This is a genomic window from Candidatus Avelusimicrobium caledoniensis (assembly GCF_902756455.1).
Classification (GTDB): domain Bacteria; phylum Elusimicrobiota; class Elusimicrobia; order Elusimicrobiales; family Elusimicrobiaceae; genus Avelusimicrobium; species Avelusimicrobium caledoniense.
Genome location: NZ_CACVRB010000014.1, coordinates 76,105 through 98,005 on the forward strand (window position 1 = coordinate 76,105; position 21,901 = coordinate 98,005).

A 21,901-nucleotide genomic window follows, 5' to 3' on the forward strand; every position below is an offset into this window, starting at 1 on the left:
GCTCTAGCGCGCGGAAGATGTCAGCACGGCAATTTCCTGCGCCATTTGCGCCAAGTGGTTTTTGATTTGCGGCTGTTTGGTTTCCAATAGCGGCAGCAGCGTGTGACGCACCCAATTGCGGGTAAACACATCATCAAAATTGCTTTGGTCTGTGATGTGGGTTAACCCATTGTTTTTTAAATATTCTTCGGTCTGCTTACGGGTAATGCAAAGAAGCGGACGGATAATTTCCACCGACGGCGTAAGCGGGCGGCGCACCGGGATACCGGCCAGTCCCTTGGCTTTTGTGCCGCGCAGTAAATTAAGCAAAATCGTTTCGGCGTGATCATCCAAATGGTGCCCAAGCGCGAGTTTAGTAGCCCCCCATTTACGCGCTACTTGGCTAAACGCCTGGTAACGCGCTTTACGGGCGGCGTGCTCCGGGCTTAAATTTAGCTCGCGCGCCGTCTTTTTGACATTGGCTTTAGTGGCAAAAAATTCAATTTGATGCGTACGGCAAAACTCGCGGCAAAACCGCTCATCGGCCCGGGCCGCCGCGCCACGCAAGCCGTGGTTTACATGTACAGCCGCCAGCCGGAAATGTTTTTCTTTCGCCAAATAATGTAAAAAATGGATTAGACAAACTGAGTCCGCCCCGCCGGAAAACCCGACGAGCACCGCATCTTTACGGGTAATAAGTTTGGCTGCATATGCGCGCATTTTGGGCAGGACAGATGCATTAAAACTTTTTTTTGTCATATAAAAAAGTATAATAAATATAAGTGGAGTAAGAAAACTATGAAAAAGAAAATTTTAATTGTGGAAGACGAACCCGCTATTATTGAGTTATTGCGCATTATTCTTACGCGCGAGGGGTACGAAGTACACACCTGCCAGTCAGGCCGCGATGCTATCGCCATGATGAAAGAGGTGCACCCGCAACTGGTTGTGTTGGATGTAATGTTGCCCGGCTTAGACGGTGTGGGCATCGTGCGCATCATGCACGAAGACGAATATTTGTGCAATATTCCGGTAATTGTAACGTCTGCGTTGTTAGAATCGGAACATATGTTTACGCCGTACCCGCAAGTCAAAGGTTTCTGCGCTAAACCGTTTGTACTCAAAGATTTTACGGCTAAGATCAAAACCGCTATCGGCGATTAAAGTTTATAAACTAGCCCAAAGCCCGCGTTTTTAAACGCGGGCTTTTTTGTGCCCGTGCAGAATAACACGAAGTCCCCCTTGCAAAAGATAACATCAAATGCCCCAAGAGGTCCTAGGCCTCACGCCCGCCCCGGCGAGGGGGTTGACAAATCAAAAACGCATAGAAACACTGCGGGATGACGAGGCGCGGTGCAGCGGCTTTACGCTAATAGAATTACTCGTCGTTGTGCTCATCATCGGCATTTTAGCCGCCGTGGCGTTGCCGCAGTATCAAAAGGTGGTGGAAAAATCTAAAGCTGCCGAGGCATTAACGCTGCTTAAATCGGTTTATCAAGCCCAACAGGCCTATCATCTGGCGAACGGAACTTTTGCTACTTCTTTTGACGAACTGGCCGTAGATATTCCTTGGGCAACAGCTGCTTCTTTCTCTACTCGTCCGGCTCCTGCCAGAGATGTGCGTGCCAATGCGGACTGGTCATTAGAATTAACAAGTTCGGAATTATATATCTTTCGCAAATCCGGCCCGTATGCCGGGGCAGGTTTTTACATTTATACCCTCAATACTGCCGTACAAAATCATCAGATTGCCTGTTTAGAAGTGCAGGCGGTTACCTCTCCTTTTGCTAAAGAAGACGGTGCTTATTGCGTGAAATTATTTAAAGGCACGGAAAATTACCATAATGCCAACGGAAGAACGTACGATTTGCCTTAAAAAAATTTTTTACCTGACAGACGCGAGCCAACAGGCATATTCTTTCCAGAAATTTTCCAACAGTTCCTCTAAGAAAATTTCTTTAAGCACTTCTTCACCTACAAGTTGCTTGACGCTGACAGCCGTGTCTTTTAAAGCAGCGGGCAAGCGGTTATTGACGTTTACACCCACCCCAACGAGCACCCAGTGGTCGGCACATTCTCCGGCGGAAGTTTCAATGAGAATACCGCAAATTTTTTTCCATTTGCGCGCAGTATTGTCCCAAGCAAGCACATCGTTGGGCTCTTTGATTTTCGTTTTAAACCCAAACATTTCTGTTAAAGTTTTGGCGACGGCCTCCCCCACGCGCACACTGAGTGAGGCGTTACACGCGGCCGGTTTTTGCGGACGCAAAATAAGCGTGAAATATACGCCCCCCTCGCCGGAATCAAAGCTCCGTTCGTAGCGGCCGCGCCCGGCGGTTTGGCTACACGCCAAGACCATCGTGCCCTCCGGCTCGCCGGATAAAGCAAGGTCCTTGGCTAAATTTTGCGTGCTGTCCACGCTCTCCAGCCCAATCACTTTAGTTACAGCTTTTACAGGTAATGTATCTAGCATAAAATTTTCCTTATTTTAATTTCATCTGCCGCAGTTCAAACAAGCGGTCGCGCAACTCGGCGGCCAGTTCAAAGTTAAGCGCATCGGCCGCCTCGCGCATTTGTTGTTCCAAATCTTTCTCCACCATTTTAATATTTTTTGCCGTCGGCACGGGGAGCGAATCGGTCAAAATGCCAAACGCACTTGTTTTGGCTTGCTGTTCAAATTCTTTGAGTTCCACTTCCGCTTTTTGTATAGTTTTAGGCGTAATGTGATGTTCTTTATTATACGCTTCTTGCAGTTTGCGGCGGCGGTTCATTTCGTTTAAAGCGTATTTGATAGAATCGGTTTTCCGGTCGGCATATAAAATTACTTCGCCGCCCGCGTTACGCGCCGCACGGCCCGATATTTGAATAAGCGTAGTAGTGTTACGCAAAAACCCCTCGTTATCCGCGCCTAAAATCGCCACCAAACCCACTTGCGGAATATCAATTCCTTCGCGCAATAGGTTAATGCCCACAAGCACGTCAAATTTTCCTTGCCGAAAATCTTTTAAAATTTCCACGCGGTCTAACGCTTCAATATCCGAGTGCAAATAACGCGTTTTAATGTTGTGTTCCGTAAAATACGTACTTAAATCTTCCGCCGTTTTTTTGGTTAGTGCAAGCACAAGCGTGCGTTCGTTTTTAGCGGCGTGTTCTTTGATTTTTTCCACCAAATGGTCAATTTGTCCGGCGGTGGGGTGCACTTCTACTTTCGGGTCCACCAGTCCCGTCGGACGGATGACTTGCTCTACAATGTTATTTCCGCATACGGTTAATTCATACGGGCCGGGCGTGGCGGACACAAACACCGTGGACGGCATTAAACTTTCAAACTCTTCAAATTTAAGCGGGCGGTTATCTAATGCAGACGGCAGACGGAACCCAAAATCAATAAGCATTTGCTTGCGCGCGCGGTCGCCGTTGAACATCCCGCGCACTTGCGGCAACGCCACGTGTGATTCGTCCACCATTAACAAAAAATCATCATACCGTTTAAAATAATCTATCAGCGTAGAGGGCCGCTCGCCGGGTTGGCGTCCGTCCATATAACGTGAATAATTTTCTATACCGCTGCAAAAACCGGCCTGTTGTAACATTTCCAAATCATATTCCGTGCGTTGTTTAAGGCGGTAGGCCTCCATTTCTTTGCCTTGTGCCAAAAGCTCCGCGTGGCGCACTTGCAAATCGGCGCGGATCTGTTCAATGGCGTTTTGGGTATCTTCGTCCGTCGCCACGAAATGTTTGGCAGGATAGATCCACGCTTCTTTTAGCTCGGCTAGCACATTACCCGTAATAGGGTGAATTTCGTAGATATGTGCAATCGTGCGTCCGGCAATTTCTATGCGAATCGCGTTTTGGCTGTACGGCGTCATCACGTCTATATTCGGGCCGCGCGTGCGGAACTGGCCGGAAGCAAATTCCATTTCGTCGCGGTGGTATTGAATTTTGATGAGGTGGCCGGAAAGTTGCGCACGCGTCATTTCCATTCCTTGTTTGACGTAAATGCGCATCTCGCGGAAACTGTCCGGTGAGCCGATATTATAAATGCACGACACCGACGCTACGACGATAACATCGTTGCGCGAGGTTAAAGAAGTGGTCGCTTTCAAACGCAATTTATCAATATGCTCATTGACGGCAGAATCTTTTTCAATATAGGTATCCGTCTGCGGGATGTACGCTTCGGGCTGGTAATAATCGTAATAGGAAATAAAATATTCTACGGCATTTTCGGGAAAGAATTGCTTAAACTCGGCGTAGAGCTGGGCGGCTAACACTTTGTTGGGCGACAAAATCAGCGTGGGTTTATTTAAACGCGCGATGACGTTTGCCATCGTAAATGTTTTGCCCGATCCGGTAACGCCTAATAAAGTTTGGCGTTTTTTACCGTCTAGTACGCCTTGGGTAAGCGCGTCAATGGCTTTGGGCTGGTCGCCCGCCGGTTTAAAGTTAGAAACGAGTTTAAACGTCATATTTATATTGTACAAAGAAAATATACCGGACAGAAAAATGCTTTCCTTACTGCCTTTTGCTCCTTTAAACTCTGTCCCAAATTTACCGGCCCACCCAAACAGCTATTGACAGATCAAAAAAAAAAAACGATAATAAAGGGACGGTAAAAATATAAGGAGATTTTTATGCAAACAAATAAAAATGTAGGTCAGGCTACGCCTGACAACGCCTCGCAAGAGGCATATGGCCTTATTGAACGTCAGGTTTCACCTGACCTACAAACAATAGCTTTGTTTCCCTCGCCCCTTGCGGGAGAGGGTGGCTGGAAGCCGGGTGAGGGGTATATAAGGAGAAACCGTCAGGCAGAGCCTGACCTACATTTAATGTACCCGCGCAAAGGTTTCACGCTTATTGAATTATTAGTCGTCGTGTTAATTATCGGCATTTTGGCGGCGGTGGCTCTGCCGCAGTATCAAAAAGCGGTGGATATGTCCCGTTTTAGCAAATTACTTTCCATGGCACGCCAAGCCGCCAACGCACAGGAAACGTACTATTTAGCCAACAATACGTATGCCACCGATTGGGACGAATTATCCATTGATTTTCAAGGAACACTTAACGGCGCAAAAAATATTATCTCGTTTCCAAAAGGCGGTTGGATCTATTTATATAACGAAGGTATAGATGCGCGCGACAGCGATTTGCCGGATCTGGTACTTTACATATATCATGTACACCATCCAAATCAAACTTTTGCGGGAAAAACCATTTGCGTAGCCAAAAAAACAAACGAACGGGCAAATCGCGTATGCCAACAAGCCAAAAAGAATAAAACACGTGATACAGGCAACGACACACATGATTATTATTTCCTTAATTAAACCCCAAAAAAAGAGCGGCCCCCAAAAAGGCCGCCCTTTTACTTTCTATAAATAGGTTAGTGTGTTACGCCCGTATGGATAAATGCGTTATCCATAATACCGGGCACAAGTTGTGCGATACCGTCAATCATAAATTGCATGGCAATCGCGCACAAAATCATACCCATAAAGCGGATGACTATTTGCGTGCCGTTGCGTCCGATTTTGGCAAACAAATAGGGCGAGCCGACTAGCACCAACGCCACAATACACGAGCCCAAGAAAAGCATTAAAATCATCATAATAGACGTCAAAAGCGACTCGCTTTTTTCCGCATACAAGATAACGGTTGTGATACTGCCCGGGCCGATAAAAAGCGGCATCGCTACCGGCACTAAAATATGACTCAAGCTGTTACGCGCTTGGTCAAACGTATTGCCGGCGGGCGCATTGGTTTCAATACCGTGTTGTTCAAATTTACTTTTCCCTTGCAACATGCGCAGCCCGATAAGCAAAATCATAATAGACCCGGCAAGCCGGAAGGCCGGCAACGTGATACCGAACATCGTTAAAATGCGGTTACCGAACAAGAAGAAAATGAGCAGTAAAATAAAAATGGAGACAGACATTAGAAGTGCCACCATACGTTGCACGCGGGGCGTTTCGTTCTCTACATATTCCAAAAAGATAGGCATATTACCTATCGGGTTTAAAATAGCCAAAATACCGATAAACGCGTTAAACAGTAAACTCCAGTCCATAACGTTGTTTTATTCTCCTTGATTTGCGGCGCTTTACAGCCGTTGTTTAAAGACAATTATAGTATAACAAATTCGTATGAAACACAAAAAGACTTGACAGATCAAAAAAAAAAACGAAAATAGAGAGTCAGACAAAAAAACAACAAAGGAGCAAACAATATGGAAAATATGAATAAAAACAAATGTCATTCCGTACTTGATACGGAATCTCACCGCGTTCTAAAACGACAGAAAGGTGAGATGCTGAATCAAGTTCAGCATGACGTCTTTTTTTATAAAGGAGCATTTACCCTCATTGAACTTCTTGTCGTCGTTCTTATTATCGGCATATTGGCGGCTGTGGCGTTGCCGCAATACCAAAAAGCGGTGGAAAAATCACGTGTCAGCGAAGCTCTCCCTTTATTGAAATCCGTTTATCAAGCCACCCAGTCCTATTATCTGGCCAACGGAACTTACCCCACTCAATTTAACGAGTTGTCCATAGAGGTTCCCTGGACAGGATCTGTCCAATGGCGTAACACAAGAATAACGGATACTCGTTCTAATCATTTGTGGTCTATGCAAATTTATCAAGAAACAGGATTTGGCACATGGTTATACCTTGGTCGTATTAGCGGTAAATATGAAGGAACAGGTTTTGCAATAAGTATGGAAACCGGAGAGATGAAATGTGTAGAAAAAACTCACGAAGGCAAGGTATTTAACGGATCAAAAGGTGATTATTGTGTAAAAATTATGCGCACAGGCACTTCATGCACTTCACTTAACAGCGGAAGATATTATCCCTTAAACAACTGATTTCATTAATTGTATAAAAATAGAATTTTTAAACTGGGACAACTATTAAAAATTATTAACTCGCTCCGGGCTTCAAATCCTGCCGCGCACCCAGCAGTGGGTGCGCTTACTTTTACCAAAAATCCTGCCGCGCACCCAGCAGTGGGTGCGCTTACTTTTACCAATTTAAAAGCACCCTCCCGGGTGCTTTAAAATTGGGCAGTACAAAATCGCTTTCTTGCCCTGCGTAAATTTCCTGACGGAAATTTCGCCCGGGCCCGCCCTCGCGGTTTTTGCCTTTCGCGCTCCGCACTCAAACAAAAACATCGCTCCGGGCTTCAAATCCTGCCGCGCACCCAGCAGTGGGTGCGCTTACTTTTACCAAATTAAAAGCACCCTAAACGGGTGCTTTAAATTTGGGCAGTCGCGTGTGAGGCGGACGCGCTACCGCTGCGCCAACTGCCCGAAAACTATATACCTATTATATCATATTTACAAATTCTTCTTGTAAAAATCGGCCAAGCGTTGCTTATATTCAAACCCGCCCACGACGGCACATTTATTGTGTTTCGCTCCGGGCACAAGCCACAATTCTTTGGGCTCGCCCGCACATTTATATAAAAGTTTCGCCTGCACCGCCGGCACTAAATTATCATATCTTCCGTGAATTAAAAATACCGGCCGCGGCGCAATTTTAGGAATATTATATTTGGGGCTGTACCGCTCCGGGTTGGCTTTTAATTGGCGGCGGATATAATGCAAGATAATCGGCATTAACGGGAAATACGGCACCCGACGGTGCACCCACGCCCAGCGCGACACGACCCGCCTAAACGAATAATACGACGCTTCCGCCACCACACATGCGATATCGGGGTTGTGCGCGGCCTCGCAAATCGCCACCATACCGCCCATGGATAACCCGTATAAACCAACACGCGCACTGGCTTGCGGATAGGTTTGCTTTAAAAAATTGACCGCCGCGGCGGCGTCTTTAATTTCCAAATAACCGATAGAGCTTGTCTTGCCGCCGCTTTCGCCTAACGCACGGAAATCAAAATAGAACAAGTTAAAACCTACGTCGTGCAAGAAGTACGTATTTTTCAAAATATCGGCGCGGTTCATCCCCCAACCGTGCATCAAAATAATCGTTTTATCAGACGGCTCTTTGGACGGAATAAACCAACCTTTCAGTTCCACACCGTCTTGCGCTTTGAAAGATACATTATCGTACGGCAAGCCAAATTGGTCAGGCCACGCATCTAACGGTTTACGTTTAGATACCGGATGCAACACTTTCTTGGCCGTGTACTTACACAAAATAACCGTGAGAAGCGACACAAGCCCCACGGCAGCCAAACTTAAAAGTACCGCCGATAAAACGGAGTTCATTTTTTCTCCTGCAACAGTTCGCGCAAAGCCACGGGAATATAATTGGATATATCCGATGATAAAACCCCGTAATCGGAAAGTTTTTCTGCAGCCAAATCGCCGGCCAACCCGTGTACATAAACCGCACACGTAGCGGCGTGTAACGCATTTTCAAGCGTTAACCCTTGCACGGTATATTGTGCCCACAAGCCGGCAATCACACCACACAGCACGTCGCCCGAGCCCCCCTTGGCAAGAGCCGGGCCACCCGTCGGGTTTTGCCACGAGTTGAGTTTTCCTTCATCGGAAACGGCCACAATCGTGCCCGGACCTTTGAGCACACACACGGCTCCCGTTTGGTCGGCCAGTTGTGCGGCTTGCAAAATGCGAAAAGACTCATCCACCACTACCGCCGTATTAAGCAAGCGTGCAATTTCAGCCGCATGCGGGGTGATAATAGAAGGTTGTTTAAAGCGAAAAGACGGCAACTTGGCAAGCGCATTTAAAGCATCGGCATCTACTACTAGCGGCAGTGGCAGTTCTTGCAATAACTGCGGCAAGAGCGGGCTATTCTGCATTCCCATACCCACAACCGCCAATGTCGGGCGGCGTTTTTCAATAAAATCAGTTAATACCGGCCATGCTTCTTGTGCTATTTCGCCGTGTTCGTTTTCGGGTAGCGGCACGGTAATTACTTCGGGCACCGCCGCGGCAAAAGCGGAATGCATACTTGCCGGCAACGCCCAATACACCAGCCCCGCTCCGGCGCGCAAAGCACTTTTGGCACAGAGCAAACCGGCGCCGCACATTTCGCGCGATCCGGCTACCACAAGCACGCGCCCGAACATGCCTTTGTGCGCATTGGCGGGACGCGGCGGCAATAAAGAAATAACTTCCTGACGAGTGATTTGATCCATATTATTTACTCCACAGTTACGCTTTTAGCTAAATTACGCGGTTGGTCAATATCGCAACCGAGCCGCTTGGCAATCCAATACGCCAAGAACTGCAACGGCACCACGTTAAGCACCGGTTGCAAATATTCGCTCACGTGCGGCACGACTATTACTTTATCCGCCACCTTTTTGGCGGCCGTCTCGGTGCCGGACGTAGTAATGGCTACCACAAACGCACCGCGGGCACGGCACTCTTGGCACGCAGAAAGCATTTTTTCAAATAAACCGTCCTGCGGCATGAGCACAAAAACAGGCGTTCCTTTGTCAATTACGGAAATCGGACCGTGTTTAATTTCCCCCGCGGCAAATCCTTCGGCACTGCGGTAAGACACTTCTTTAAGTTTAAGGGCTCCTTCCAACGCAATCGGAAAATTGACGTGGCGGCCCAAGAAAATAAACCGCTCTGCTTTGTAAATTTTGCGTGTTAAATGACGTACGGGATATTCCATTTTTACCGCTTCGCCCATGGCTTTAGACAAGCGCATTAACTCACGGTATAATTTATCAAATGCCGTTTTGCTTAGATTACCGTTGTGAAGCCCCAACGAAACAGCCAACGCAAATAACGAAGTAATCTGACTCGTAAACGCTTTGGTGGACGCCACGCTGATTTCCGGTCCGCAATGAGTAAAAAATGTACTGTCGCACAAGCGGGTAAGCGTTGAGCCGAGCACATTGCAAATCGCTAACGTGCGAAACCCGAGTTCTTGCGCTTTCTTTACGGCGCCGATGGTATCAGCCGTCTCACCCGATTGGCTGATAGCAATTGCTAACGTTTTGGCTTTATGCGGTACGGAACGATATTTATATTCACTGGCCAAATCTACGCTCACGGGTATCCCGGCAAATTGTTCAATGTAATATTTGCCCACCAACCCCGCGTGATACGCCGTTCCGCACGCAATAATATGTACATTTTGAAGCCCGCGCAAGGCAGCCGTATCTAATCCTAAAATTTTGCCAAAGTCCGCACGCGCGGTGCGCAGGGTATCTTCTATGGCTTGGGGCTGGTCGTAAATTTCTTTTAACATAAAGTGGGCGTAACCGCCTTTCTCGGCGGTTTTGCGGTCCCACGAAATTTTAACGGTTTTGATTTTTTTTACGCTACCCGTTTTATCCAGCACCGTTACTTTGCCCGGACGCAATAAGGCAATTTCGCCTTCATCTAAAAATAATACTTTGTTCGTATGTTGCAAAAAAGCAGGTACGTCAGAAGCCAAAAAACTCTCGTCTTTATTGATCCCCACCACGAGCGGGCTTTGGTTTTTCACGCCGATGAGCAGCTGTGGCGCACGCGCCCACATCACACCGTATGCAAACGCCCCGGCAATTTCTTTATTGGTTTTTTGAACGGCTTTTAACAGGCGGTCTTCTTCCGCACCGGAGCGGATATGTTTGAGATTTTCTTCAATTAAGTGGGCAATTACTTCGGTATCGGTTTCGCTTTTAAATTTATGGCCCAGTGAAGTTAACTTGGCACGCAGGGTTAAATAGTTTTCAATAATACCGTTGTGAACAACTACAATTTCGCCGGAACAATCGGTATGCGGGTGGGAATTTTCTTCACTGGGTTTACCGTGGGTAGCCCAACGGGTGTGTCCGAGCCCGGTAGTGCCTTTGGGGCTTACTTGCAGCGCTGATTTTTCCAACTCAGCCACTTTGCCCACGGCACGCACGGTTACGATTTTACCGTCTTGCAAAATAGAAATACCGGCAGAATCATACCCGCGGTACTCTAATTTTTTAAGTCCGTCTATAATGTAAGGAACACTGTTCTTTTTCCCTACGTAACCGATAATTCCGCACATAGGCGCCTCTTATAAAAGACCTTTCATTTCGTTAACAGCCGTGGGCAATCCGGCAAATAAGGCACGGGTAATAATAGCAAACCCGATATTCATACACGTAATACCGCCCAAATCGGCTACCGCAAGTACGTTGTGGTAATCTAACCCGTGCCCGGCGTGCACTTCCAGCCCCAGTTCATTTGCGAGCAGAGTAGATAACGCCAAATCTTGCAACCGCTTGCGTACTTGCGCAGCGGAAGTCGCCTCGCTGTAATCGCGGGTGCACAACTCCACGATATCCGCTCCCAGTTTAGCGGCCATGCGGATATCGGCGGGTTCGGGGCTGACAAATAAACTAACTAAAATATGTTTTTTATGTAGCCGCTCAATCATTTGTGCCAAATGCTTGGTAACCGCCGGGGTAAAGTTGAGTCCGCCCGTGGTAGTAATTTCTCCGGGTTTTTCGGGCACAATGCACACGGAGTGAGGTTTATATTTAAGGGCGGCTTTTTCCAAAGCCGGTGCACAGGAACATTCTAAATGAATTTTACCGGGGAAATACTTGCACAGTTGGGCAACGTCTTTTTGGTTAATGTGGCGCTGATCTTGGCGCAAGTGCACCACAATATAATCGGCCCCGGTGCTTAAGCAAACGGCGGCGGCGTCCACCGGATCGGGGAACGCTTCCCGACGGGCTTGACGTAATGTTGCGATGTGGTCAATGTTAACTCCTAATTTTAAACTCATTTGAGCACCTCCGTTTTCTCTTTGTATAAATCTTCTACTTGTTGCATAACGCGGTCCACCATACTTTCCTGTTCACCTTCAACCAAAATGCGCAGCTTCGGCTCTGTACCGCTGTAACGCACAACCACGCGGCCTTTGCCGTTCATGCTTTTTTCAATTTCCCGCACCGCGGGCAAAAATCCGTTCAGCGTTTCCAGCGGCGGTTTTTGCGTTACGTGCACCGCGCGCAATTTGCTGGGGTAACGTTTCCACTGATCCGTGAAGAAACTGGCCGGATGACCTGATTTTTTAACAAATTGTAAAAATTGCAACGCCGATAAAAGCCCGTCGCCGGTGTTTGAAAATTGCCGGAAAATAATGTGGCCCGACGTTTCCCCGCCGATAGATAAATTTTCCTTTTCAAGTGCCTCGGAAACATACTTATCGCCCACAGTGGTCAGGGCTACTTCTACGCCGTTTTCTTTCAAATAGTTAATGCAACCCAAATTGGCCATAATGGTTAACACCGCTTTGTTGCTGTTTAACAGCCCTTGCTCTTTCATACAAAGCGCCGAAGAGGCAATAATGTTATCGCCGTCTAATTGGCGGCCTTTTTCGTCGGAAGCAATCACTCGGTCGGCATCGCCGTCAAAGCTAAAGCCCATAAACGCATTTTCCTTAACGGTTAAATCTTGCATAAACTGCGTATGGAGCGCGCCGACGTTTTTGTTGATATTTGTGCCGTCCGGTTTAGCCGCCGTTACGGTTACGTTCATCCCCAACCCGGCAAAGACGTTTGCCGCTATTTTGTAACTGGCCCCGTTGGCGCAATCTAGCACGACTTTCGTTCCTTTAAGGATAGACGCGTCCACCGTAGACATTAAAAATTGTTCGTACTGTTTGACTAAATTTTCCTCTTGCGTAAACGTGCCGCGCGGTGCGGGAATAGCAGACAATATATCAATTTCTTGTTCAATGGCATTTTCTAAATCTTCGGGGAGCTTGGTGCCTTGGTTAGTGAAGAATTTAATACCGTTAAACTCCGCGGGATTGTGACTGGCCGAAATTACAACGCCACACAAGCTGCCCGTTTGTTTAACTAAATATGCCACACACGGTGTTGGTGCGATTCCTACGCTAATGACGTTAACACCGCTGGCGCGGATCCCTTTTTGCAAGGCCGCTAAAATAGACGGCCCGGAGGCACGCGAGTCTTGCGCAACGATCACTTGCGGTTTTAAAGACTCATTTTGGCAATGCTCTTGCAAACGGCATAGCGCCGCGTAACCCAATTTTTCAATAAACTCGTCTACAAGCGGGAACTGGCCGGCTACGGCCCGTACTCCGTCAGTTCCGAAATATTTTCCCATAAATAGTTCCTCTTGCGTGAGGACCTGGGTCCTCACACTCCTGCCTGTTTACGGATATTATTCAAACAAGTCGGCCTGTTTCGGTTCCGTTTCAACGGTTTTAGGCGTTTGTTGTTTGACGGGGTCATCCGTGCCGGGTTTAGGTACCTCTACCGGCGTGGCAGGTTTTAAACCTAGTATTTCGTCAATCTCGTTAGCTTCCACCACTTCTTTTTCAAGCAAGGTGGCTACCAACTTATCAAAACCCGTGCGGTTTTCGCCAATGATTTCTTTGGCACGGGCATAGGACGTACGAATCAAATGTAAAATTTCTTCATCAATCGTGCGGGAGAGTTCATCCGACATCGTGGTATGGCGCGACAAATCACGCCCTAAAAACACTTCGCCTTCATCGCCGTTGGGCAGGGCTATCGGGCCGAGTTTATCACTCATCCCCAGCTCCATGACCATCTTGCGAGCATACGCCATGGTTTTGTTAAGATCGTCGCTCGCGCCGGAGGTAATTTCGCCAAAAACAATTTCTTCCGCGGCGCGTCCGGCCAACAAAATGCACAGTTTATCTAACAGTTCCGATTTGCTGGTTAAGAATTTATCCTCTAGCGGCAGTTGGAGCGTATATCCAAGAGCTTGTCCGCGCGGGATAATGGTAACTTTGTGTACCGGGTCGGAGTGATTGGTCATGCGGGCCACCACGGTATGGCCCGATTCGTGCGCGGCAATCACGTGTTGCTCGTGTTTGGAAATAATGCGGCTTTTCTTTTGCGGACCGGCAATAACGCGCTCAATGGCTTCGTCCATATCCGCTTTTCCGACGGCCTCTTTATCTGCACGCGCGGCTAAAATAGCGGCTTCGTTGACGACATTAGCCAAATCAGCCCCTACAAAGCCGGGCGTACCTTTGGCCACTTGTTTTAAATCTACATCTTCGCCGAGTTTTACCTTTTTGGCGTGCACTTTTAAAATTTCTTCGCGGCCTTTTAAATCCGGCGCGGGCACGGAAACGTGTCTGTCAAAACGTCCGGGACGGATAAGTGCCGGGTCCAACACATCGGGGCGGTTGGTAGAGGCCATTAAGATAATGCCTTGTTTACTTTCAAAACCGTCCAGTTCAATTAAGAGTTGGTTGAGCGTTTGTTCGCGCTCATCGTGTCCGCCGCCGATACCGGCAAAACGCCGCCGTCCGACTGCATCTAGCTCGTCAATAAAGATAATGGCGGGGGCGTTTTTCTTGGCTTGGTCAAACAAATCGCGCACGCGTGCCGCACCAACACCCACAAACATTTCCACAAATTCAGACGCCGAGGCCGAGAAAAACGACACCCCCGCCTCGCCCGCTACGGCCTTGGCAAGCAAGGTTTTACCCGTGCCGGGCGCACCATATAACAAAACGCCTTTGGGCAATTTACCGCCTAATTTTTGGAACTTTTTGGGATTTTTTAAGAATTTAATAATGTCGTCTAATTCTTCCTTGGCCTCGTCGCAACCGGCCACGTCTTTAAACGTAACGGTTTGTTGGGCCGGATCTTGCATTTTAGCTTTGGAGCGGGCAAAGTTCATCGCACTTTTGCCGTCGCTTCGTTGCGGACGGATAAAGATAAACCACCAAAGCCCAATCAGCAAAAATATCCATAACACGTTAAACAGCACATTCCCCACCCAACTGCGATCGGGCTGGGCTTTGTACGTCACTTTGGCGGCCGATAGCTCTTGCACCAAGTTAGGGTCTTCCATACGTACGGTTTTAAAAGGCACAAATTTGCCGTCGGCATTTTTGTACAGACCGGAAATTTCCCCCTGCGCTACGGTTAAATCAGACACTTCTGCCGCGGCTACTTTTTGTTTAAATTCGGAATAGTCCAGCGTAGTTTGTTTTTCGCCCGGTTTACCGAAAAGAAACACCGCCAGCAAAAAAACACCCAGCCAGCCGATAATTTGTCCGACAGAAATAATACTGCGGTTGTGTGGATTTTTCTTCTTCATTATTGTTTAAATACTCCGATATAAGGTAAATTGCGGTAGAGTTCGTTGTAATCTAACCCATACCCGATAACAAATTCGTTTTCAATGGTAAACCCGACGTATTTGGGGGTAATATCTACTTTGCGGTTGGAGGGTTTATCTAACAGACAGCAAATTTCAATGCTGGCCGCGCCGCGGTCTTTTAAGTGGTTCATTAGATAGTCTAAGGTTAAGCCCGTGTCTACAATATCTTCCACAATGATGACGTGGCGGCCTTGGATACTTTCGCGCAAATCTAGCATCGTGCGCACGTGCCCCGTACTGCCGGTGCCTGAGTACGACGAGAGACACATAAAATCAAGGGTGCAATCTACGCTGACGTTTTTGATGAGATCTGAGTAGAAAATCACGCATCCGCGCAAAATACCTACAAAAAGCGGTTTTTTCCCGCGGTAATCGGCCGAGATCTGGCGGCCCAATTCCCGCACGCGGGTAGCGAGTTGTTCTTCCGAAAATAAAATACGTTCCAAAAAGGGTTGTTGCGGCATAAAATCTCCTCAAAAGAAAATATACATATAGGATATCTTTTTTTGGCCCCAAAATAAAGTATTTTCCCCTTATTTTTAAGTTAATACCAATTCTGTTTTCTTGCCTAAACAGCGTTTTACCGCACCAAACTACTTTGTAACTCTGCCGGCCTGCTAAATTTTACTTGACAAATCAAAAAAAAAAACGATAATAAAGGGGCCGTAAAAAATACATAAGGAGCAAAAACAATATGAAAAACCAACAAGCATTTACACTCATTGAATTGTTAGTGGTGGTACTTATTATCGGCATTTTGGCGGCGGTAGCGTTGCCGCAGTATCAAAAAGTAGTTAAAAAAGCCAAAATTTCCGAAGCGATTACGGCTCTAAAAGCATTAGCCACTGCCGAAAATTTATATTTCATGGCGAACGGAGAATATGCTAATACATTTGATAAATTGGATATAGAACCCGGCGAGCAATCGGGCAGCTATACATTTATACAATACACGAAAAGCTGGCAAATTAAATTGTCGGAAATTGGGCAAAACAGTATTTATGCCAAGTCAATTATAGAAGGTCTTGATGATGTCTATATATATTACTATCTCGATGAAGGATCATGGCATTGCTGTTACTATCCAAATCAAGCCAAGGCGGGAGTGAAAAATTTGTGCAAAAGCTTTGGCGGGCAAACGACAACAGCTTGCCACTCCGACGCAAGCATGCAGTGTTACCCAATGAATTTATAGAACAAACAATTCTTTCTTGTTTAACATCAGACATAAACCATCTTGCACGTTGAGCAAAAGGCCTGTTGTTACAAAGACTAATCCTGCAGGAAATTGCCTGATGAGCAAATTGTTGGCCCTGAAAAGCAACGAAACCTCGTGAACACGACACAAAGGCGCAACTAACGTTGCGCCTTTGTACGTGCTTATAGAAGATAACATCAGCCGTTATCGCCCGAATAATTTGTCAATGTCTTTCAGCGCCAATTTCGCCACGCACGGACGCCCATGCGGGCAATGCATCCCGTCTTTGCATTTTTTCATATTTTCCAGTAACGCCTCGGCCTCGGCGGCGGAAATCTGATCGTGCGCTTTAATGGCTTTTTTACACGCCAACATAGCAATCATTTTGCGTTTTAGTGTTTCGGTAGATTTGGACGGGTCGCCCACCAACTGCGCCAGCGACACGATAAACTCTTTTAAATCATCTTCTTGAAAACGAATCATGTGCGGGCGTGTATGCACCTGTACGGTACGCGCCGCAAACGGTGCAATTTCAAATCCGGCCGTTTTCAAAAAATCCGCCCACGACAACAGCGTTTCCACGTTGGACGGCGGCAAATCAACATGCAACGGAAAAAGCAATTTTTGCACGGTTACTTCCCGCTTTTCAAACGCGTCCAAATACTGCTCAAAGAGCACACGTTCTTGCGCGGCGTGTTGGTCAATAAGCACGAGCCCCTCGGGGTTTTCAAACAGCAAATACGAGCGGTGCAATTGCCCCAAATAATGGTACGGCCCCACAAACCATTGCGGCGTTTGTATGGAGGTTTTTTTCGTCGGGTTGGGGGCCGTATGCGCTTGAGCGCGGACGCACAGTTCCCCGTCGGAATTATCCGACGAAGAAGCGACGTCCGAATCGCGCAACACAAAACTTTCTTTGGGTGTCCACGCCGCGGGCTCAACCGGGGTAGGCGTAAAGAGCGGTTTTTCGGGCGTGGATGGCGTGAATAATTTTTCAGCCGCCGGGGCAGCCGTTGGCGGCAACGATACCGTTAGTTTTTCACCCGCACTTACCGGCGTTGTATGTGAAAAAATCGTTTCCCCCGCCGAGTGCATCATAAAACCAAATACTTGGTTCTCGTTTACAAAGCGGATATCACGCTTTTGCGGATGAATATTAACATCAAACTCGCCCGGAGCTAATTGCATATATACAATAAATGCCGGGTGACGGTCTTTGGGGCGAGCGTTTTGGTATGCTTTGTAAATAGCTTGTTGGACGGTTTTGGAATCAATCGGACGGCGGTTAACAAATATGTATTGCATATCGCGCACGTTGACCAGTTTATCATCGGGCGTAATAAAAAGTTTAAGCCCCATAATATCAAACGATTTATACACTAAACTCTGCGCCACTTCTTTACCCAAAATAGCTTGGGCGCGCTCCACCACAGCCACTTCTTCCGGGCCGGTTTGCGCGGGCAGATTATACACTTCGCGTCCGTTGACGTGTACCGTATAAGCTACGCCCAAATTGGCCAATGCACTTTCTTCTATTACTTTTAACAAACACGCGCGCTCGTACGAATCACTCTTTAAAAATTTAAGCCGCGCGGGCGTGTTATAAAACAAATCGCGAATTTCTATCGTCGTACCTTTAATAGCCGGAGCGGGACTTTGGGAAACAATTTTTCCGGCGTGTAATTCCAAACGGTGCCCCTCGCCCGTTCCGGTGCAACTGGTCAGTGCCATGCGCGAAACGGCCGCCACGGAATAAAGTGCCTCGCCGCGAAAACCAAACGTTTGCAAAGTTTCCAAATCATCAAATCGGTTGATTTTACTGGTGGCGTGACGAAGAACACTATTCTTTAAATCTTCTTCGTCCATACCGCACCCGTTATCGTTAACGCGGATCAGCTCTTTGCCCGATCCGGCAATATCTACACGCACGGCGGTTGCGCCCGCGTCCACGGCGTTTTCCAAAAGTTCTTTAAGCACGCCCGCAGGGCGTTCAATTACTTCGCCCGCGGCAATTTTACCGGCTGTTTTTTCATCTAAAACGTGAATTTTACTCATTGATACGTTTTTTCCACTCACAAATTAACTGCAAGGCCTCTAACGGGCTTAGTTTATCGGGGTCGGCCATTTTGATTTCTTCCACAATGGGCGAAGAAAACAAATCTTTGACCATGTCTTTTTCTTTCGCGGAAATTTTAGCCCCTTTCTTGGCCTCTAAATCTTTTAACACTTTGCGCGCGCGAAGCGTGCACGCCGCCGGGAGTCCCGCCAGTTCGGCCACGTGTATCCCATACGAACGGTCCGCCGCGCCGGGCAAAATCTGGTATAAAAACGCTAATTTGCTTTTGCCCTCGGCATCTTTATATTCTTTAGCGTCCACGTGAAAGTTGCGCACACTTTCGTATTTATTTTCCAAATCAGTAAGTTCAAAATAGTGCGTAGCAAATAATACCTTTGGGCCGTTACGGGGTTTGTGCAAATACTCCACAATCGCCCACGCAATAGAAATACCGTCAAAGGTAGACGTACCGCGCCCGACTTCATCTAACAAAATTAAACTGCGCGGCGTCATGGACGTTAAAATGTGGGCGGTCTCGTTCATTTCTACCATAAAGGTAGAGTTACCGCGGCTGAGCGCATCGTGCGCACCGATACGCGTCATAATTTTATCCACGAGTCCGATATGGGCTTGCTCGGCGGGCACGAAACTGCCCATTTGCGCCATGATAACAATAATGGCCGTTTGTTTTAAAAACACACTCTTACCGCCCATATTCGGCCCGGTAATAAGCATAATTTGGTTTTCCGGCGTACCTAAATCAAGTGAATTAGGCACAAAACTGCCGGAGGGAAGAGCGGCTTCCACTAAGGGATGGCGGCCGTTTTGGTAACTGACTTGCGTAGCGTTATCTACGACAGGTTTAACATAATTTTCTTTCAGGGCACACAGGGCAAGTGCCATATATACGTCCAACTCGGCCACGATTTGCGCAAACGATTTTACGTGCTCAATTTGCGCCGAAAGCGTTTTGCGTACTTCGTCAAAGAGCCCCCCTTCCAAGCGGATAATGCGTTGTTCGGCATTTAAAATTTTATCTTCCAATTGTTTTAATTCTTCGGTAATAAAACGCTCCGCATTGACAAGCGTTTGTTTGCGCACAAACGAATAAGGCACTTTGGAAAGTTGCGATTTGGACACTTCAAAATAATACCCGTACACCGAGTTAAAACCCACTTTCATATTAGCTATACCGGTATTTTTACGCTCACGCTCGCAGATTTCTTCCATACGTGCGTTGCTGTTTTGTTTGAGCGAGCGCAACTCGTCCAGTTCGGCATTATATCCGGCCCGGATGACAAAACCGTCCGACAAGTGCAAGGGCGGGTTTTCTTCTATGGCTTCGTAAAGCAGCCGCGCCATATCTTGCAAGGCAGTCACATGCGTATTAAACGCGGCGCGCAAATGCGGGGTTACTTCGCCATACGTTTCAAACCAACGCGCCAACGGATCTACATTAAGTAGCGAGGTGCGAAGCCCGGCCAAATCGCGCGGCGAAGCCGTGCCGGTAGCGATGCGGGTCATGATGCGCTCCACGTCGGAAATATTTTCCAGTAGTGCGCTTAGGTCGGCCAAAGCAGATTGGTCTTTGGTAAAGTTTTCCACACAGTTTTGACGCACGCCAATTTCGCTCACGTCCATAAGCGGGTGAAGGAGCCAATCTTTGAGTTTACGGCTGCCAATAGCGGTACGCGTGCGGTCCAATTGCGCCCACAAACTGCCGCGGCGGCTACCGTCTTGACTTTTGACCAATTCCAAAGCGGCCACGGCATTTTCGTCAATTTGCAAGCAAGCGGTCAGCTCGCGGTAAGACGGCACAAGCACTTTATTAAAACTGGGCTCGGTTACATTGAGATATTTTACAATTTGCAATGCACAGGCAAGCGCGTTACGTTTATCCCCCCACGCGTGCACAGACGGCCACTCGGCCGGGATATCGTAATTGCCGTCAAAAGATTCTTGTTCGCTTAGTGTAAGCGAGCCGGGTAACATCATTTTTTGTTTCAGTTCAGCAAGTGATTTTTTATCACTCACAATTTCCACCGGGTTAATGGTGGCGAGCGCCGCAGCTAAATTGGTTAAAGAGGGGTCTTTATCGTTTTGGTTGGTCCAAAATTCGCCGGTGGAAACTTCCACACACGCAAGTGCCCAACCGGTAGGATAAACCGCCACGCTGACTAAATAGTTAGCTTGGTTAGCGTCTAAAAGTGAATCTTCCATGACAGTACCCGGCGTGATAATGCGGGTAACGCGACGCTCAAAAAGCCGGGTGTTTTTATCGGACACAGAACTGGTTTGTTCACAAATACCGATTTTTTTTCCTGCCGCCAGTAAGCGGACAATATAGTTATTGGCCGCGTGATACGGGATACCGCACATCGGCACGCCGTTACGCGCCGTGAGCGTAAGACCTAAAAGCGCACTGACTTCCTTGGCCTGCTCATCAAACATTTCATAAAAATCGCCCAACCGGAAAAAAAGAATAATTCCGGGGTATTTGGCACGGACATCATAATATTGAGACATCAAAGGAGTTAACGTGTTTTTAGCCATATAAAAGTATTTTAGCAATTTTGGCTTTTCTATGTTTTAGCAACAAGGCCATGACAGCGCACTTATTTTTTTGTTATAATAAATGTACCTAGTTGTTTAAGTAAAATTAAACCGGGGCGCGAGTTCCGGTGTTTTTATGACAGATCGGTAGGGTGGCTGAGTGGTCAAAAGCAACGGTCTGTAAAACCGTCGGGCTACGCCCTACATAGGTTCGAATCCTATCCCTACCAAAAATTTTAGGTCCTGCGAGAGCAGGGCCTAAATTTTTGTGTTGGGAAGCAACACTTCAAAAAATTAACCCCGCTTGCGCGGGGTCAAATTTTGCGTTCGCGTTTTAGTGGCTATATCCGTCTAAGTATTTGTAGAAATCTCCCCATTGGGGGGTAGCATACCCGTTAGACAAGATAGAAATTTTATCTTCCACGCGCTCCGTAATGACACGCAACGAAGATAATTTTTGGCCCATGGGGGCGAAATAATATCCGTGGTCAATCGCCGTTGTACATGCTTGCACCAATGCTTCGTTTTTTATCCCGGACACAGCAGCCGCCAAATCTTCCATCAAAAACAATACATTTTGATAGAAATCTTTTTCTGCCATTTGCTGTTCGTTGCGCAGCACATTGGCCAACCGTTCATGCATATTGATAATGGCTTGCACATCTGCGGCATGCGCCGGATATTCTTTAGCCAATTCTTTAAGTTGGGCCGTTGCCGCCGCTTGCGATACCTTGGCCGATTTCAACAGATCCGTCCCCGGTTGTTGCGGTTGTACCACCCCAAAATGGGCTTGCTCTGCCGGACCAATCGGCAATTTACCCTCTTGTGCGCAAACCGCCAACGGGAAAAACAACACCATCAAACCAACACACTTTTTAAGCATATACGCTCCTTTTACAAGATATCTACTTTAATAGTATAGCGTTTTACAAGGGCTTACGACAGGGCTTTTAGACCTATCCCGCACCGGACCAAAAGGCCCAAACCTAAGTCCCAAAAAGCGAAAAAAGCGTTG

The 21,901-nt window shown here is 47.4% G+C and carries 19 protein-coding genes and 1 tRNA gene; 6 read left to right on the forward strand and 14 right to left on the reverse strand.

From position 1 onward, the window contains the following. Nucleotides 1–3 precede the first annotated feature (3 nt). Nucleotides 4–738: a tRNA lysidine(34) synthetase TilS gene (tilS, locus tag ACQY2W_RS04380; protein ID WP_428049757.1), complete on the reverse strand. Its 735-nt coding sequence runs from the start codon at nt 736–738 to the stop codon at nt 4–6. A gap of 39 nt (nt 739–777) precedes the next feature. On the opposite strand from tilS, the gene ACQY2W_RS04385 reads away from it, so the two are divergent. Together ACQY2W_RS04385 and ACQY2W_RS04390 are read left to right on the forward strand one after the other, a co-directional pair. Beyond that, nucleotides 778–1,143, forward strand: coding sequence for a response regulator transcription factor (locus ACQY2W_RS04385; RefSeq protein WP_428049759.1), 366 nt, complete (start codon nt 778–780; stop codon nt 1,141–1,143). Nucleotides 1,144–1,285: 142 nt separating this feature from the next. Continuing rightward, entirely contained in the window at nt 1,286–1,855 is a 570-nt protein-coding gene (locus ACQY2W_RS04390; RefSeq protein WP_428049761.1) for a type IV pilin protein, read from the forward strand. Between the two features lie 9 nt (nt 1,856–1,864). Here ACQY2W_RS04390 and ACQY2W_RS04395 read toward each other — a convergent pair whose 3' ends face one another. Continuing rightward, complete coding sequence (locus ACQY2W_RS04395) at nt 1,865–2,452, reverse strand: biotin--[acetyl-CoA-carboxylase] ligase (protein WP_428049763.1); 588 nt, start codon at nt 2,450–2,452, stop codon at nt 1,865–1,867. Between the two features lie 10 nt (nt 2,453–2,462). Continuing rightward, nucleotides 2,463–4,448 (reverse strand): excinuclease ABC subunit UvrB, encoded by a 1,986-nt coding sequence (gene uvrB / locus ACQY2W_RS04400; RefSeq protein ID WP_428049765.1) that lies wholly within the window; start codon nt 4,446–4,448, stop codon nt 2,463–2,465. A 165-nt stretch (nt 4,449–4,613) separates the two neighbouring features. On the opposite strand from uvrB, the gene ACQY2W_RS04405 reads away from it, so the two are divergent. After that, a complete protein-coding gene (locus ACQY2W_RS04405; protein WP_428049767.1) occupies nt 4,614–5,309 on the forward strand; it encodes a type IV pilin protein in 696 nt (231 codons plus the stop codon). 56 nt (nt 5,310–5,365) lie between these two features. Here ACQY2W_RS04405 and ACQY2W_RS04410 read toward each other — a convergent pair whose 3' ends face one another. Next, nucleotides 5,366–6,049, reverse strand: a complete 684-nt coding sequence (locus tag ACQY2W_RS04410) for a MarC family protein (RefSeq protein WP_428049769.1) — start codon at nt 6,047–6,049, stop codon at nt 5,366–5,368. 159 nt (nt 6,050–6,208) lie between these two features. On the opposite strand from ACQY2W_RS04410, the gene ACQY2W_RS04415 reads away from it, so the two are divergent. Next, nucleotides 6,209–6,847, forward strand: coding sequence for a type IV pilin protein (locus ACQY2W_RS04415; protein ID WP_428049771.1), 639 nt, complete (start codon nt 6,209–6,211; stop codon nt 6,845–6,847). A gap of 471 nt (nt 6,848–7,318) precedes the next feature. On the opposite strand, the gene ACQY2W_RS04420 is transcribed toward ACQY2W_RS04415, so the two are convergent. From ACQY2W_RS04420 to hpt, 7 genes are read right to left on the reverse strand one after another with little or no spacing between them, the layout of a single operon-like run. After that, on the reverse strand, nt 7,319–8,218 hold the full coding sequence (locus tag ACQY2W_RS04420) for an alpha/beta hydrolase (RefSeq protein ID WP_428049773.1): 900 nt from the start codon (nt 8,216–8,218) through the stop codon (nt 7,319–7,321). After that, a complete protein-coding gene (locus ACQY2W_RS04425) occupies nt 8,215–9,114 on the reverse strand; it encodes an NAD(P)H-hydrate dehydratase (protein ID WP_428049775.1) in 900 nt (299 codons plus the stop codon). Before ACQY2W_RS04425 ends, ACQY2W_RS04420 begins: the two co-directional genes overlap by 4 nt. 5 nt (nt 9,115–9,119) lie before the next feature. Then, a complete protein-coding gene (gene glmS, locus ACQY2W_RS04430) occupies nt 9,120–10,961 on the reverse strand; it encodes a glutamine--fructose-6-phosphate transaminase (isomerizing) (protein WP_428049777.1) in 1,842 nt (613 codons plus the stop codon). Between the two features lie 9 nt (nt 10,962–10,970). Next, nucleotides 10,971–11,687: a pyridoxine 5'-phosphate synthase gene (locus tag ACQY2W_RS04435; protein ID WP_428049779.1), complete on the reverse strand. Its 717-nt coding sequence runs from the start codon at nt 11,685–11,687 to the stop codon at nt 10,971–10,973. Continuing rightward, nucleotides 11,684–13,036, reverse strand: a complete 1,353-nt coding sequence (glmM, locus tag ACQY2W_RS04440) for a phosphoglucosamine mutase (RefSeq protein ID WP_428049781.1) — start codon at nt 13,034–13,036, stop codon at nt 11,684–11,686. Before glmM ends, ACQY2W_RS04435 begins: the two co-directional genes overlap by 4 nt. A gap of 57 nt (nt 13,037–13,093) precedes the next feature. Continuing rightward, complete coding sequence (gene ftsH, locus ACQY2W_RS04445; protein WP_428049784.1) at nt 13,094–15,016, reverse strand: ATP-dependent zinc metalloprotease FtsH; 1,923 nt, start codon at nt 15,014–15,016, stop codon at nt 13,094–13,096. After that, complete coding sequence (hpt, locus tag ACQY2W_RS04450) at nt 15,016–15,543, reverse strand: hypoxanthine phosphoribosyltransferase (RefSeq protein WP_428049786.1); 528 nt, start codon at nt 15,541–15,543, stop codon at nt 15,016–15,018. Before hpt ends, ftsH begins: the two co-directional genes overlap by 1 nt. A gap of 230 nt (nt 15,544–15,773) precedes the next feature. Between hpt and ACQY2W_RS04455 the strand changes: the two genes are divergently transcribed. Then, a complete protein-coding gene (locus ACQY2W_RS04455) occupies nt 15,774–16,274 on the forward strand; it encodes a type IV pilin protein (protein ID WP_428049788.1) in 501 nt (166 codons plus the stop codon). A gap of 207 nt (nt 16,275–16,481) precedes the next feature. Here ACQY2W_RS04455 and mutL read toward each other — a convergent pair whose 3' ends face one another. Continuing rightward, nucleotides 16,482–18,332: a DNA mismatch repair endonuclease MutL gene (gene mutL, locus ACQY2W_RS04460; protein ID WP_428049792.1), complete on the reverse strand. Its 1,851-nt coding sequence runs from the start codon at nt 18,330–18,332 to the stop codon at nt 16,482–16,484. Continuing rightward, nucleotides 18,325–20,886, reverse strand: a complete 2,562-nt coding sequence (mutS, locus tag ACQY2W_RS04465; RefSeq protein WP_428049794.1) for a DNA mismatch repair protein MutS — start codon at nt 20,884–20,886, stop codon at nt 18,325–18,327. Before mutS ends, mutL begins: the two co-directional genes overlap by 8 nt. A 146-nt stretch (nt 20,887–21,032) precedes the next feature. On the opposite strand from mutS, the gene ACQY2W_RS04470 reads away from it, so the two are divergent. After that, a tRNA-Tyr gene (locus tag ACQY2W_RS04470) sits at nt 21,033–21,116 on the forward strand. A 104-nt stretch (nt 21,117–21,220) separates the two neighbouring features. Here ACQY2W_RS04470 and ACQY2W_RS04475 read toward each other — a convergent pair. Further along, nucleotides 21,221–21,769 carry a hypothetical protein gene (locus ACQY2W_RS04475; protein ID WP_428049796.1) on the reverse strand — a complete coding sequence of 183 codons (549 nt, stop codon included), beginning with the start codon at nt 21,767–21,769 and terminating at the stop codon, nt 21,221–21,223. Nucleotides 21,770–21,901: the final 132 nt, after the last annotated feature.

Excerpts from the sequence above, each read along its gene's own strand:
- ACQY2W_RS04385 (WP_428049759.1), top strand. The coding sequence starts at position 778 with ATGAAAAAGAAAATTTTAATTGTGGAAGACGAACCCGCTATTATTGAG.
- ACQY2W_RS04410 (WP_428049769.1), bottom strand. The coding sequence starts at position 6,049 with ATGGACTGGAGTTTACTGTTTAACGCGTTTATCGGTATTTTGGCTATT.
- ftsH (WP_428049784.1), bottom strand. The coding sequence starts at position 15,016 with ATGAAGAAGAAAAATCCACACAACCGCAGTATTATTTCTGTCGGACAA.
- mutS (WP_428049794.1), bottom strand. The coding sequence starts at position 20,886 with ATGGCTAAAAACACGTTAACTCCTTTGATGTCTCAATATTATGATGTC.
- glmM (WP_428049781.1), bottom strand. The coding sequence starts at position 13,036 with ATGGGAAAATATTTCGGAACTGACGGAGTACGGGCCGTAGCCGGCCAG.
- ACQY2W_RS04405 (WP_428049767.1), top strand. The coding sequence starts at position 4,614 with ATGCAAACAAATAAAAATGTAGGTCAGGCTACGCCTGACAACGCCTCG.
- ACQY2W_RS04415 (WP_428049771.1), top strand. The coding sequence starts at position 6,209 with ATGGAAAATATGAATAAAAACAAATGTCATTCCGTACTTGATACGGAA.
- mutL (WP_428049792.1), bottom strand. The coding sequence starts at position 18,332 with ATGAGTAAAATTCACGTTTTAGATGAAAAAACAGCCGGTAAAATTGCC.
- ACQY2W_RS04435 (WP_428049779.1), bottom strand. The coding sequence starts at position 11,687 with ATGAGTTTAAAATTAGGAGTTAACATTGACCACATCGCAACATTACGT.
- ACQY2W_RS04455 (WP_428049788.1), top strand. The coding sequence starts at position 15,774 with ATGAAAAACCAACAAGCATTTACACTCATTGAATTGTTAGTGGTGGTA.
- ACQY2W_RS04395 (WP_428049763.1), bottom strand. The coding sequence starts at position 2,452 with ATGCTAGATACATTACCTGTAAAAGCTGTAACTAAAGTGATTGGGCTG.
- uvrB (WP_428049765.1), bottom strand. The coding sequence starts at position 4,448 with ATGACGTTTAAACTCGTTTCTAACTTTAAACCGGCGGGCGACCAGCCC.
- hpt (WP_428049786.1), bottom strand. The coding sequence starts at position 15,543 with ATGCCGCAACAACCCTTTTTGGAACGTATTTTATTTTCGGAAGAACAA.
- ACQY2W_RS04475 (WP_428049796.1), bottom strand. The coding sequence starts at position 21,769 with ATGCTTAAAAAGTGTGTTGGTTTGATGGTGTTGTTTTTCCCGTTGGCG.
- glmS (WP_428049777.1), bottom strand. The coding sequence starts at position 10,961 with ATGTGCGGAATTATCGGTTACGTAGGGAAAAAGAACAGTGTTCCTTAC.
- ACQY2W_RS04420 (WP_428049773.1), bottom strand. The coding sequence starts at position 8,218 with ATGAACTCCGTTTTATCGGCGGTACTTTTAAGTTTGGCTGCCGTGGGG.
- ACQY2W_RS04425 (WP_428049775.1), bottom strand. The coding sequence starts at position 9,114 with ATGGATCAAATCACTCGTCAGGAAGTTATTTCTTTATTGCCGCCGCGT.
- tilS (WP_428049757.1), bottom strand. The coding sequence starts at position 738 with ATGACAAAAAAAAGTTTTAATGCATCTGTCCTGCCCAAAATGCGCGCA.